Here is a 12,798-nt window from a genome sequence, read left to right as displayed (position 1 = left end):
AGCTACTGCACCACCGGATAGCGCAGCGTCGCGCCGAGGCCGTCGGTCAGGTCGAGCTGCCCCGGCGCGAGCGTGACGATAGAGGCGTCGGTCCCGGCGACCGCGCGGACCAGCGCGGCGTCCAGCCGCTCCCGCACCGGCTCCCGGACGCCGAGCTCGGTCAGCTCTTCCTCGGTCAGCGCCAGGTGGGTCGGCTCCGGCCCGATCCAGGCCGTCGCGTCCGTGCCCGGGTCGTCGACGACGAGCAGCGTCTCCACCTGGGCCTGACGCAGCGCGGCGACCGTGCCGGCCAGCCCGGAGGTGGCGAGCACGTCGCCGACGCCGGAGCCGGCCCGGCCGGCGGCCTCCGCGTACCGGTCGGTGACGGCCTTGTCCCGGTCGGCGGCGACCCGGGCCACCGCCTCCTCGACCGCCGCGGTGAGCTTGGGTTCGTCGCCGCCGTCGGCCCGGCCGCCGTGCTCGAGCTGCACGACCAGCGAGCGGGCGTGCTCGCCGAGCGCGTCCAGCAGCGCGCCGCGAGCGCGGACGTCACCGGCGACGACGACCACCTCCGCGGCCACCCGCCGGACAGCGGACTCGACGGTCTCGGCGACCTGCCGCGCGTTGGCCTCCCAGAGGTTCTCGGCCCGGTGCTGGTAGCGGTTCTGGGCCCAGCCGCCGACCGCGGTCTTGTGCACCTCGGAGTCGTCGCCCTCGACGGTGGCGGTCCGCTTGCCGCCCGGCCCGTGCACGGTCACGTCCGCGCCGACCCGATCGACCAGCACGAACACGTGCGGGACGGTCGGGCCGAGCTGCGCGACCAGCGGCATGAGATGCGGCAGCGGGCCGAAGCGGGCGGTCTCCCGGCGCGGCGGCCCGGGCAGCACGCCGTCCATCCGCAGCGTGCCGCCGGAGGCGACCAGCAGCTGCCCGTGCGCGCCGGAGACGTCGGCGTGCCCGCCGACCGCGGCCTCCATCGCGTCGAGCGTGGCCGCGTCGGCGCCCTGCGTCGCCAGCTCGGACCGCAGCGCCCGCCAGCGGCCGGCTACTTCCTGCGGGCCGAGCTCCTTGGCCCGGGACGCGTCCAGGTACGCCGTCGCGTACGGACCGGGTGTGGCGAGCAGGTCGGACCAGGTGTCGAGACGGGTCATGCCGGTTGCCTACCCCTGAACCGCCGGTCGATCACGCCGCCCGGCGGAACGTGCGGCGGTACCGTTGCGGGGACGTACCGACCCGGCCGGAGAAGTGGTGCCGGAGGGTGGCCGCGCCGCCGAAGCCGACCCGGCGGGCGATCTGGTCCACGTCCAGGTCGGTGGTCTCCAGCAGCCGCTGCGCGAGCAGCACCCGCTGCCACGTCAGCCAGTGGTGCGGGGTGGTCCCGGTCTCGGCCCGGAACCGGCGGGCGAAGGTCCGCTCGGACAGGTGCTCCCGCCGGGCCAGCCCGGACACCGTCAGGTCGTCGGCGAGGTGGTCGGCCATCCAGGCCAGCAGGTCGGCCAGGTCGTGGTCGCCGTCGGGCGGCAGCGGGTGCTCGACGAACTGGGCCTGCCCGCCGTCCCGGTGCGGCGGCACCACCATCCGCCGGGCCACCGCGTTGGCCACCTCGGGGCCGTCGATCTCGCGCAGCACCTGCAGCGAGAGGTCGACCGCGGCGGACGTGCCGGCGCTGGTCATGACCGCCGTCTCGGCCACGTAGAGCACGTCCGCGTCCAGCTCGACGGCCGGGAACAGGGCCCGGAAGCGGTCCGCGTAGAACCAGTGCGTGGTCGCCCGCCGTCCCTCCAGCAGCCCCGCGTACGCCAGCGCGAACGTGCCCGAGCAGAAGCCGAGGGCCCAGGCGCCGCGGTCCAGGGCCGCATGCAGCGCGTCGATCACCGCCGGCGGCGGAGCCACGTCCAGGCGCGGCCAGCTCGACACGATCACGAGGTCGGCGCCGGCCAGCCGCTCCAGCCCGTACGGGCTGTCGACGGTGAAGCCGGACCGGGTCCGGACCGGTCCGGGCTGGTCCAGGCAGACCGCGAAGTCCCAGTTCGGGATGCCGCGGTCGGACCGGTCGGTGCCGAAGACCTCGCAGGCGACGCCCAGTTCGAAGGCGGACAGGCCGGCCGTACCGAGGACAGCGACGGACCGGCCGGGCGGCGTACGGAGCATGGCAGGATCTTAACGAAGATCAGTGCTTCTGCCACTCGTACGGTGGTCCAGACCAGAGGATTATGGTCGACATGGAACCCGTCGTCCTGCTTCTCGTCTTCCTGTCCCTCGCCGTCGCCTCCCTGCTCTGGGGCGTCGACTCCCGCGAATCCCACAACAACTGGAACCGCAGCTGACCGGGATCGGGCGCCGGGTCACAGCGAGCTGAGCACGGCCTCGGCCCAGCCGACACCGACCGGCTCCGCGGTGACCCGGACGTCCTGGCCGGTCGCGCGTGCTGCCTCGATCGGCGGTGTCATGTGCGGCGCGGCGGCACCGTTCGCGGTGACCCACATCGTGCCGACGGCCGCGCCCATGCCAAGGTCGCTGGCGCTGTCCCCGATCGCGACCGCGTCCTGCGGCGAGAGCCCGCGCCGCTGCAGGTCCCAGGCGACCGCGCCGCCCTTGGACAGCCCGTCCGGCATCAGGTGGTAGATGTGTGGCGGGTGCGCCTGCGGCACCAGCTCCGGCCAGGTCCGCCCGGCCAGCACCCCGTTGTCCCGCAGCCGCAGCCAGCCCAGGCCCTGCTGGGCCAGCCAGGCCTCGGCCTCGGCGACGTCCACCAGCCCGCGGATCATCGCGTCGGCCTCGTGCCCGGCGTGCCAGGGCGCGTGCCACTGCAGCCGGCCCGGATACCGGGCGAACAGCGCGTCCGGCAGCCCGGCGGCGGCCATCACCTCGATGGGCAGCCGTCCCGCGTACTCGGCCGGCATCGCGCCCGGCAGCGCCTCCGACGACCGCCCGCGGTCCCAGCCGACCAGCGCGCCGAGCTCGGCCACGAACCCGTCCGCGCCGAAGATCCGGGCCGCCTCGACCAGCTGGGCGCGGGTGCGCCCGGACACCAGCACGAGCGCGACGCCGGCCCGGTGCAGCTCCAGCAGCGCCCGGGCCGGCGCCAGCGTCGGGGAACGGTCGTCCGCGGCGAAGAAGTTGCCGTACGGACCGACCATCGTGCCGTCCAGGTCGGTGTAGAGGACCTTCACGGAGCCAGCTAACCGGCGGAACGACCAAGAAGCTAGCTAGCCTTGCGATAGCGGGTCATGTACTCCGGCACGGTCCGCAGCGGCGGCCGTTCCGAGGGCACCATGTCCAGCGTCAGCAGCACGTAGTCGTCCTCCGCGCGTTCGAACTGGGTGAGCTCGGTCGCCACCGGCGGCATCTCCAGCCGGCCCTCCCGGCGCAGTCGCTCGAACGCGACCTGCAGGATCTCGCTCGACATCCGGCCGAGCTTGCCGATCTCCTGGTTGCGGTGCTTGCGCCGGGACAGGTCGACCTGGGCCAGCCCGTCCAGCCCGACCAGCCGCAGCGCGTCGACCAGCAGGCCGATCTCCACGCCGTACCCGGTGGGGAAGGGGAGCTGCTCCAGCAGCTCGCGGCGGGCCGCGTACTCCCCCGAGAGGGGCTGGACGAAGCCGGCCAGCTCGGGCCAGTGCATGTTCAGCACGGGCCGGGCGACGAGCTCGGTGACGCGGCCGCCGCCGGCCGGCATCACGGTCTCGCCGTGGCTGAGGTGCCGGTCGTAGGTGGCCTTGACCAGCTGCACCGACGGGTTCGTCAGCAGCGGGCCGAGCAGTCCGGTGACGAAGTTCGGGGTGAAGTCGTGCAGGTCGGAGTCGACGAAGACGAGGACGTCGCCGGTCGTCGCGGCGAGTGACCTCCACAACACCTCGCCCTTGCCGGGCAGCGGCTCGAACTCGCCGAGCACCTCCTCGCGCCGGACGACCTTGGCCCCGGCCTCGACCGCGGCGTCGTACGTCCCGTCGGTGGAGCCGGAGTCCATCACGACCAGCTCGTCGACCAGCCCGTGCCGCTCGACCAGCCTGGTACGGATCGTGGAGACGATCGCGCCGACCGTCTCCTGCTCGTTCAGGGCCGGAAGCACCACGCTGATGCGGGTGTCACCCTTGACGTCCACGAGTCTGGACGCCTGCCAGTCCGCGGCACGTGAGGTCCGCGTCTCGAACCAGCGCCTGACGTCTTCCTGCATGCACCATCCCCTTCCGTGGGGCCCCCAGCTCGGCCACTCGTGCTTGAATGGCAAGTACAACTGAACGCACGCCTCATCCAGAGGGGCAGAGGGACACGGCCCGATGAAGCCCCGGCAACCACCGCCTGAACAACCGCGGCAGGTGCCAACTCCGTCCCGGGATTCACTTGCCCGGGGAAGATGAGAGGACTGTAAGTGACCCTGACTGCCGACGCCTCGACCTCCTCTGCCGCCGACTCGCTTCGTTGCCGCAACTGTGGAGCCCGCTTCCCTCTCGGTCCGCAGCACGCGTGTTTCGAGTGCTTCGGCCCGCTCGAGGTCGGCTACGACCATGATGCGCTGACCGGGTTAACGCGATCCAGCATCGAGGCCGGGCCGCACTCGATCTGGCGCTACTCGGCCCTCCTCCCGGTGGGACAGGATGCCCGGGCCCGGGTGACTCTGAACCCCGGGATGACTCCGCTGGTGCGGGCCGACCGGCTGGCGGCCGAGCTGGGCATGCGCTCGCTCTGGGTGAAGGACGACAGCGCCAATCCGACCCACTCGTTCAAGGACCGGGTCGTCTCGGTCGCGCTGACCGCGGCCAAGCAGCTCGGCTTCACCCGGGTCGCCTGCGCCTCTACCGGCAACCTGGCCAACTCGGTGGCGGCCCACGCCGCCCGGTCCGGGCTCGACTCGATCGTGCTCGTCCCGGCCGACCTGGAGCCGGCCAAGATCGTCCAGACGGCCGTGTACGGCGGCACCCTGGTCGCGGTCGAGGGCTCGTACGACGACGTCAACCGGCTCTGCTCGGAGCTGCAGGAGACCGACGAGTTCGAGGCGACGGCGTTCGTGAACGTCAACGTCCGGCCGTACTACGCCGAGGGGTCCAAGACGCTCGGCTACGAGGTGGCCGAGCAGCTCGGCTGGCGGCTGCCGCAGCAGGTCGTGATCCCGATGGCGTCGGGATCGCTGCTGACCAAGGTGGACAAGGCGTTCGGGGAGCTGGTGTCGCTGGGGCTGGTGGACTCCTCGCCCTGGCGGGTGTTCGGGGCCCAGTCCTCGGGGTGCGCGCCGATCTCGACCGCGTTCGCGCTCGGGCGGGACGTGGTCGAGCCGGTCAAGCCGACCGGGATCGCGAAGTCGCTCAACATCGGCAACCCGGCCGACGGGCCGTACGCGCTGGACGCGGTCCGGCGGTCCGGCGGGGCCATCGCGGACGTCGGCGACGAGGAGATCCGCGACGGCATCCAGCTGCTGGCCCGCACGACCGGGATCTTCGCCGAGACCGCGGGCGGGGTCGTGGTGGCGACGCTGCGCCGGCTGCTCGCGGCCGGCGCGCTCGACCCCGCGGCCGAGACCGTCATCTACAACACCGGTGACGGGCTCAAGACGCTCGACGCGGTCGCCGGCCGGCTGGGCCCGACCATGACGGTCAAGCCCACGCTCCGCTCCGCCCGCGAAGCCGGGCTCATCGGCTGATGGACTCCTCGCTGGACCTGCTGCGGCCGTCCGACCCGGGGTACGGCGCGGTGACCTCGCCGTGGACGGCGTCGGCGGTGCAGCGGCCGGCGCTCGTCGCGCGGGTCCGGTCGTACGAGGGCGTGGTCGACGCGGTCCGGCTGGCCGAGCGGTCCGGGCTGACGGTGGCGGTGCAGTGCAGCGGGCACGGTGCCGCGGGCGAGCTGGACGAGCGGACGCTGCTGGTCGACACCTCCCGGCTGGTGTCCGTCAGCGTGGACCGGGCCGCCCGGACCGCGGTCGTCGGCGCCGGGACCACCTGGGGCGACGTGGCCGCGGTGACCGGGTCCTCCGGCCTGTCCGGACTGGCCGGGACCTCGGCCGGGGTCGGCGTGGCCGGCTACACCTTCCACGGCGGGATCGGCTGGCTGGCCCGTGCCCATGGGCTGGCCGCCGCCCGCCTCACCGCAGTGTCCTATGTGGACGCTGCCGGAGCTGTCCGGACAACCTCCGAGGCCGTCGACCCCGAGGCGCTCTGGGTCTTCCGCGGTGGCGGCGGGATCGGGGTCGCGACCGAGCTGGAGTTCGGGCTGGTGCCGGCCGGGCCGGTGTGGGCGGGCTACCTGCTCTGGCCGGAGGAGGCGCTGGGCGACGTGGCCGGCGTCTGGGCCGGGCTGGTGGACCGGCTGCCGGAGTCGGTGAGCACGGTGCTCGGGCGGCTCGGGATGGCGCCGGTGGAACCGGTCCGCGGTGCCCCGGTCGCATACCTCGGGGTCTGCGCGACGGATCTCGCGGCGGGACAGGCGTTCTCGGCCGCGGTGGCGGGCGCGCTGCCGGCGCCGGTCGTCGCCGCGGTCGGGGAGATGCCGACGTCCGGGCTGGGCGCGATCCACCTGGACCCGCCCGGTCCGGTGCCGGCGCTGGGCGACAGCCGGTTCCTCACCTCGGCCGCGGCGACCGCGGACATCCTCGCCGCGGCCGGATCCCTCGGCGAGGTCGAGGTCCGGCACGTCGGCACGGTGCCGGGTCCGCACGGCGCGCTGACGTCGGCACCGGCGCCGTTCCTGCTGCACGCGACCGGCGCGGCCGGCGAGCCCGGGACGCTCGACGACCTGGCCGCGGTCCTCGCCGCGGCCGCGCCGGTGGACTCCGGCCGGTCCTTCGCCGCCCTGCGCGACGGGCAGCCGACCGCGCCGGACGCGCTGCTCCCGTCCCACGCGGCCGACCTCGCCCGCATCCGCCGCGAACGCGACCCCGCCGGCCGCGTCACCCCCGCCCGCTCCCTCACCGCCTGACCCCCGGAGGGCGGCCCGCGCGGAGCGGCGCGCGGGCGGGCGGGATGATTCGGGCGTGGGGGAGGATGCGCTGGCGGCGGAGACGCTGTCCGGGTGGGCCCGGCGGGTAGCCGGGGTCCTGCGCCGCAGCGGCCGCCCGCTGCTCGTCCTGCAGCTGGCCGTGCTCCTCCCGGCCGGCGCTGTCGCCTTTGGACTGTCGCACGTGGGCCGAGTCGGCGACGTCCTCGCCGGCCTGCTCGGCGCGGCCGCGATCACGCTGGCCCAGGCCGCGTCGGTCGACCTCACGATCCGGGAGGCTGCCGGCCGCCCGACCGCGGTGTCGGCGGCGCTGACCGCGGGCGTCCGGCGGACCCCGCTGCTGCTGGGCTGGTCGGCGCTGACGGCGGTGCTGACCCTGGCCGGGCTGGCGCTCGCGGTGCTGCCCGGTCTCTACGTCGCCGCGGTCGGCGCGGCCGCCCTGCCGGGCGCGGTCGTCGTCGAGGGCGCCGGCCTGCGCCGGGCCGCCGCGCTGGTGAACCGCCGGCTGGCCGGCACGATCGCCCGCTGCGCGGCCGGCCTGTTCGCCGCCGCCTTCTACGGCGCGCTGGCCGGGGCCGCGGTCCAGGCCCTGCCCAGCGGTCCGTCCCAGGTCGTCCGGGCCCTGGTGGCGCTGCCGTTCTCGGTGCTGGCGACGGCGTTCGCGACCGTCACGTACGCGGGTCTGCGGCGGGCCGCGGACGGCTCCGGAGCCGCCGATCTGGCCGCCGAACTGGACCGCTGAGACGGTGTTTCACGGGACTGGTTTCGTGTACCGTCCCGCTCGGTCGAGGTTCAGGTTTCGGGCGCGAGCATCACGTCCTCGCAAGGCGTGCACACGGCAAGTGCGGGACCGGTGGCTAAGACCCGGGTTCCGTGCGGTGCGGGGTCCGATCGCCCCGAGGTAGGAGTGCACGTGGCACAGGGCACCGTGAAGTGGTTCAACGCCGAGAAGGGCTACGGCTTCATCGCCGTGGACGGCGGGCAGGACGTGTTCGTCCACTACTCGGCCATCCAGATGGACGGCTACAAGTCCCTCGAGGAGGGCCAGCGCGTCGAGTTCGACGTGGCGCAGGGCCAGAAGGGTCCCCAGGCGGACGCCGTCCGTTTCCTCGTCGAGAACTGACCTGACACCGGCGGCCCGGTTCCCCCGGTGGGGACCGGGCTGCCGCGATGCCTCCGGCCGGTCCGGACAGGTTCAGCCGAGCCGCCGCACCATGGGCAGCCGGGACCGGGTCAGCAGCCCGACCGCCAGCACTCCCAGGACCGGTACGCCGACGCCGACCAGCAGCACCGTCGACCACGGCACCACCAGCGGGTAGCCGTTCAGTCCGGACATGATGGTCAGCCCGATCACCGCGCCGAGCAGGACGCCGAGCCCCACTCCCAGCCCGGCGATCAACGCCGCCTGCACCATCGCCAGCCCGCGCCGCCGCCGCGGCGGCGCCCCGATCGCCGCCAGCGTGGCCAGGTCGGCCCGGCCCTCCGCGGCCGACAGCGTCACCGAGATCGCGACGCCGGCCAGGGTCACCAGCCCGGCCCCGCCGATCAGCGCGATGAACCCGGGCAGGTACGGCCGGCCGTAGCCGCGCTCGACCTGCAGCGAGGACCCCACCGGCCCGAGCGCCGTCTGGGCCCGGTCCTCCTCGGCGCTGGTCGGCATCCGGCTGTTCTCCAGCACCACCAGGGTGGTCTGCGGCGCGGCCCCGAGCGACCGCGCGGTCGCGTCGCTGATCACCGCCAGCGGAATCCCGTAGAAGCTGGGGTTCTCCAGCAGCACGGCCGGCAGCGTGACCGTCTTCTCCGCCGGCGGCGCCGCGTCCTCGGCCGACGAGGCCGGGCCGGTGATCTGCAGCCGCGTCGTCCCGTCCCGGATCAGGCAGGGCAGGGTGACGACCACCCGGCCCGCCGCCAGCGCGGCGGTCGCCGCCCCCGCCGACCGCGCGCCGGCCACCAGCCCGGCGTCGCCCGATCCCACGGCCACGTCGGAGGTCGACTGCGCGTTCCCGCAGCCCTCCGGGCCGGCCGGCAGCACCTGGACCAGCCCGGGGTAGTCGCCCTTGTCGCCCGGCAGCTGGGCCGCCCGGACCGGGACGATCGCCGCGGTCGGCAGCTCGGTCGCGGCCGACCGGACCGCGGCCAGCTGGTCGGCCTGGCTGCCGGACCCGGACGAGGACGCGGTCCCGTCGTCCGGGCTCAGGTAGACCGAGGCCCAGCCGGCCGGCAGCGCGGGCTGGTACGCATCCCGGTCCCGCTGGTCGTAGCTCGCCACCGCGAACGCCACCGCGACCGAGCCCGCCACCGCGACCATGACCGCCCCGACCGCCGGACCCGTACGGTGCCGGTGCCGGGCGGCGTCCCGCAGCGCGAGCCGCCCGGTCAGCGACAGCCGCCCGCCGAACCGGCCGGCCAGCCCGACCAGCGTCGGTGCCAGCACGGTCAGCGCGACCATCGTCAGCCCGAAGCCGAGCACCAGGCCCAGCGGATAGACCAGGCCGTCGGCGCCGGCGCGGCGGGCCGCGGCCCAGCGCCAGGCGACCAGCCCGGCGATCACCAGCCCCGCGACCGCGGCGACCGTGGCCGCGGCGGCCAGCTGGTGCCGGGCCCGGCCCGGTCGTCCCTGCCGGCCGGCCAGCGCGGCCACCACCGGGACCCGGGACGCGCTCGAGGCCGGGACGACCGCGGCGGCCAGCCCGGCCAGGACGCCGGCCACCGCGGCTATGCCCAGGTCCCGCGGCGAGACCACCAGCCGGCCGAACTCCTGGTCGGTCAGCCGTTCCAGCGGTCGCCGGGCGGCCAGCACCGCCAGCACGCCGAGCACCAGCCCGGCGGCCGCGCCGATCCCGCCGAGCACGGCCCCCTGCGCCAGCAGCATCCGGCGGACGTCCGCGCGCCGGCCGCCGTTGGCGAGCACCAGCGCGGAGTCCCGCACCTGCCGCCGGGCCGCGACCGCGAACGCCGTCCCGGCCAGCAGCACGACCTCCAGCAGGCCGAGCCCCGCGACCAGCACGATCACCGCGAGAAGGGTCGGGTCGCCGCCGCCACCGCCGTCCGGGGCGGCCCAGCGCCCGGGGTGCAGCACGGCGTCGCGCGGGGACAGGAACAGCCCGGCGGCGGCCAGCTTCTGCTGCAGCGCGACGTCGGCGCTCGCCCCCGCCGGCAGCGTGACCAGGTAGTCCACCGGCGTCGGGGACTCCTTCCCGGTCCAGCCCGGCAGCCCGGCCGCGAACTGGCAGGACAGGCAGGCCGGGTCGGCGGCCAGCCCGACCACCGTCTGCGCCGGCGTCCCGGCCGGCCGGACGACCTGCCCGACCCGGACCCCGAGCCGGTCGGCCAGCGCGGGGGAGAGGGTCAGCTCGCCCGGCGCCCCGGCCGGCCGCCCGGACCGTACGGACAGCAGGCCGGCGGCGGCCGGGTCGGTCCAGGCCAGCTCGGTGGTGCGGGCCAGCGTGGTCCGGTCGCCGGTGACGAAGGCGACCGTGCCGTCCGGCGGCCGCGGCAGCAGTCGCGTCCCGGCCGGCAGGTACGTCGCCGGGTCGACCGTCGCGGCGTCGCGCTGCGGTGTCCCGTCGGAGGCCTGGTACGTGGTCCCGGTGACCTGGATGCGGGCGTAGTCGCTGACCGAGAGCGTCCCGTCGGCGGCGCCCATGGTGCGGGTCGCCTGCGTACCGGGGTCGAGGTTCTGGGTCCGGAACGCGGTGTCCAGGAACGCGGTGCCCAGCACCGGCGCGGCCACCAGCGCCGCGACCAGCACGGTCCGGCCCGGGTGCCGCCGGGCCGTCCGCCGGGCCACCCGCAGCACCGGCCGCCAGCGCGCGAGGATCACCGCAGCAGGCTCTCGGCCGGCTCCAGCGGGCGGGTCTCGTCGACCACCACCCCGTCCCGGAGGAAGACGATCCGGTCGGCCCAGCCGGCCAGCCGGGCCTCGTGGGTGACCAGCACGCCGGCCACCCCGTCGTCGCAGCGGGCCCGGATCAGCCGCAGCACCGCCTCGCCGGTCTCGGAGTCCAGCGCGCCGGTCGGCTCGTCGGCCAGCAGCAGCGTGCGCTCGCCGACGATGGCCCGGGCGATCGCGACCCGCTGCTGCTGCCCGCCGGACATGTCGTCCGGGAACCGGTCGGCCAGCTCGGCCAGGCCGAGCCGGTCCAGCGCGGCGATCGCCTGCTTGCGGGCCCGCCGCGCGCTCACGCCGTCCAGCTCCCGCGGCAGCGCCACGTTCTCGGCCGCGGTGAGCGCGGGGATGAGGTTGAGGTCCTGGAAGACGTACCCGACCGAGCGGCGGCGCAGCGCCGCGATCCCGGCCGCGCCGAGCGTGCCGAGATCCTGGCCGCGGACCAGGATCCGGCCCGAGCTCGGGCTGTCCAGGCCGCCGGCCAGGGTCAGCAGCGTCGACTTGCCCGACCCGGACGGCCCCATCACCGCGACCAGCTCGCCGGCCCGGACCGACAGCGAGACGCCGCGCAGCGCGTGCACCGCGGTCGCGCCCTCGCCGTGCACCCGGCTGACGTCGTCGAGCTCCAGCACGGTCTCGGGCTCCGCCCGCTCCGCGGGCCCACTCATCGGGCCGCCTCCGTCGCGGGAGCCGGGGTGTCCACGGACGCGGGCCGCTTGGCCCGGGCGACCCGGGCCTCGCAGTGGTCCAGCCAGCGGATCTCGGCCTCGGCCTGGAACACCAGCGCGTCCAGCACGAGCGTCCAGGCCAGGTCGGCGTCCGCGTCGGCGCGGGCCTTGAGCCGGGTCAGCTCCTGCATCGCCCGCATCGTGGCCGAGCGCTGCACCTGTACGACCTGGCGGACGTCGGCCGTCGGCGAGCCGACCGCGAGGGCCAGCTTGATCGCGAGCTCGTCGCGGGCCGGCGCCGAGCGCTCGACCGGGCTGGCGAACCAGTCGGTGACCGTGGCCCGCCCGGCCCCGGTGATCTTGTACGTCGACTGGCCGTCCTCCTCGGCCGCCTCCACCAGCCCGTCCCGCTCCAGCCGGGACAGGGTCGTGTAGACCTGCCCGATGTTCAGCGGCCAGGTCCCGCCGGTGCGGGCCTCCAGCCGGGTGCGCAGCTGGTAGCCGTAGCTCGGCCCCTCGGCCAGCAACGCCAGCAGCCCGTGTCGTACCGACACCGTGTCCTCCTCCGGACCGTACGAATACCGGGTATGCATACCAGGTATACCAAGGCTCGGTCCAGTGTCCCGATCGGCTTGCACTCGACCGCCGAGAGTGCCAAACTCGGGCTTGGCACTCTCGTACGATGAGTGCCAGGTCGGGACGGTGAGGTCCCCCGCCTGACATCCGGGGACCGTCCGTCGCGGGCACCTCTCGGCCGATGCCAATGTCCAGATCTGTGGAGGACATCACCGCATGGCCAAGATGATCGCGTTCGACGAGGAGGCTCGCCGCGGGCTCGAGCGCGGCATGAACCAGCTCGCCGACACCGTCAAGGTGACGCTCGGCCCCAAGGGCCGAAACGTCGTGCTGGACAAGAAGTGGGGCGCTCCCACGATCACCAACGATGGCGTGTCCATCGCCAAGGAGATCGATCTCGAGGACCCCTGGGAGAAGATCGGCGCCGAGCTGGTCAAGGAGGTCGCCAAGAAGACCGACGACGTCGCTGGTGACGGTACGACCACCGCCACCGTGCTGGCCCAGGCTCTCGTCCGCGAGGGTCTGCGCAACGTCGCCGCCGGCGCCAACCCGATGGCCCTCAAGCGGGGCATCGAGTGGGCCGTCGAGCGGGTCTCCGAGGCGCTGTCCAACGCCGCCACGGACGTCGAGACCAAGGAGCAGATCGCCGCGACCGCGTCGATCAGCGCCGCCGACGCCACCGTCGGGGAGATCATCTCCGAGGCGATGGACAAGGTCGGCAAGGAAGGCGTCATCACCGTCGAGGAGAGCAACACC

Annotated in this window: 12 protein-coding genes and 1 riboswitch; of the genes, 5 read left to right on the top strand and 7 right to left on the bottom strand. The window is 74.9% G+C overall.

Annotated features, from left to right (window positions below; translation table 11 throughout):
- Positions 1-2: 2 nt before the first annotated feature.
- From VGP36_14390 to VGP36_14375, 4 genes are all read right to left on the bottom strand, one after another.
- Positions 3-1,130: a Vms1/Ankzf1 family peptidyl-tRNA hydrolase gene (locus VGP36_14390; protein HEV7655903.1), complete on the bottom strand. Its 1,128-nt coding sequence runs from the start codon at positions 1,128-1,130 to the stop codon at positions 3-5.
- A 31-nt stretch (positions 1,131-1,161) separates the two neighbouring features.
- On the bottom strand, positions 1,162-2,130 hold the full coding sequence (locus tag VGP36_14385; GenBank protein HEV7655902.1) for a helix-turn-helix domain-containing protein: 969 nt from the start codon (positions 2,128-2,130) through the stop codon (positions 1,162-1,164).
- A 194-nt stretch (positions 2,131-2,324) separates the two neighbouring features.
- Positions 2,325-3,152, bottom strand: coding sequence for a hypothetical protein (locus VGP36_14380; protein HEV7655901.1), 828 nt, complete (start codon positions 3,150-3,152; stop codon positions 2,325-2,327).
- A 32-nt stretch (positions 3,153-3,184) separates the two neighbouring features.
- Positions 3,185-4,156, bottom strand: a complete 972-nt coding sequence (locus VGP36_14375) for a glucosyl-3-phosphoglycerate synthase (GenBank protein HEV7655900.1) — start codon at positions 4,154-4,156, stop codon at positions 3,185-3,187.
- Positions 4,157-4,226: 70 nt separating this feature from the next.
- Positions 4,227-4,343, top strand: a riboswitch (SAM riboswitch).
- Positions 4,344-4,351: 8 nt separating this feature from the next.
- Between VGP36_14375 and thrC the strand changes: the two genes are divergently transcribed.
- From thrC to VGP36_14355, 4 genes are all read left to right on the top strand, one after another.
- A complete protein-coding gene (thrC, locus tag VGP36_14370; GenBank protein ID HEV7655899.1) occupies positions 4,352-5,617 on the top strand; it encodes a threonine synthase in 1,266 nt (421 codons plus the stop codon).
- Positions 5,617-6,891, top strand: coding sequence for an FAD-dependent oxidoreductase (locus VGP36_14365; protein HEV7655898.1), 1,275 nt, complete (start codon positions 5,617-5,619; stop codon positions 6,889-6,891). Before thrC ends, VGP36_14365 begins: the two co-directional genes overlap by 1 nt.
- 55 nt (positions 6,892-6,946) lie before the next feature.
- The gene (locus VGP36_14360) at positions 6,947-7,651 is read left to right on the top strand and encodes a hypothetical protein (GenBank protein HEV7655897.1); all 705 of its coding nucleotides are present in this window, start codon (positions 6,947-6,949) and stop codon (positions 7,649-7,651) included.
- Positions 7,652-7,822: 171 nt separating this feature from the next.
- Positions 7,823-8,032: a cold-shock protein gene (locus VGP36_14355; GenBank protein HEV7655896.1), complete on the top strand. Its 210-nt coding sequence runs from the start codon at positions 7,823-7,825 to the stop codon at positions 8,030-8,032.
- Between the two features lie 72 nt (positions 8,033-8,104).
- Here the strand turns inward: VGP36_14355 and VGP36_14350 are convergent, their stop codons facing one another.
- From VGP36_14350 to VGP36_14340, 3 genes are read right to left on the bottom strand one after another with little or no spacing between them, the layout of a single operon-like run.
- Complete coding sequence (locus VGP36_14350) at positions 8,105-10,732, bottom strand: FtsX-like permease family protein (protein HEV7655895.1); 2,628 nt, start codon at positions 10,730-10,732, stop codon at positions 8,105-8,107.
- Entirely contained in the window at positions 10,729-11,466 is a 738-nt protein-coding gene (locus tag VGP36_14345) for an ABC transporter ATP-binding protein (protein HEV7655894.1), read from the bottom strand. The genes VGP36_14350 and VGP36_14345 overlap by 4 nt, the downstream gene beginning before the upstream one ends.
- A complete protein-coding gene (locus tag VGP36_14340; GenBank protein ID HEV7655893.1) occupies positions 11,463-12,020 on the bottom strand; it encodes a PadR family transcriptional regulator in 558 nt (185 codons plus the stop codon). Before VGP36_14340 ends, VGP36_14345 begins: the two co-directional genes overlap by 4 nt.
- A gap of 238 nt (positions 12,021-12,258) precedes the next feature.
- Between VGP36_14340 and VGP36_14335 the strand changes: the two genes are divergently transcribed.
- Positions 12,259-12,798 (top strand): TCP-1/cpn60 chaperonin family protein (locus tag VGP36_14335; protein ID HEV7655892.1); only part of this gene is annotated, 540 nt, incomplete at its 3' end.

The sequence above is a fragment of the Mycobacteriales bacterium genome (genome assembly GCA_035995165.1).
Lineage (GTDB): Bacteria > Actinomycetota > Actinomycetes > Mycobacteriales > CADCTP01 > CADCTP01.
The sequence above is the reverse complement of the archived record's forward strand: the minus strand, read 5'-3'. Positions and strand labels throughout refer to the sequence as shown.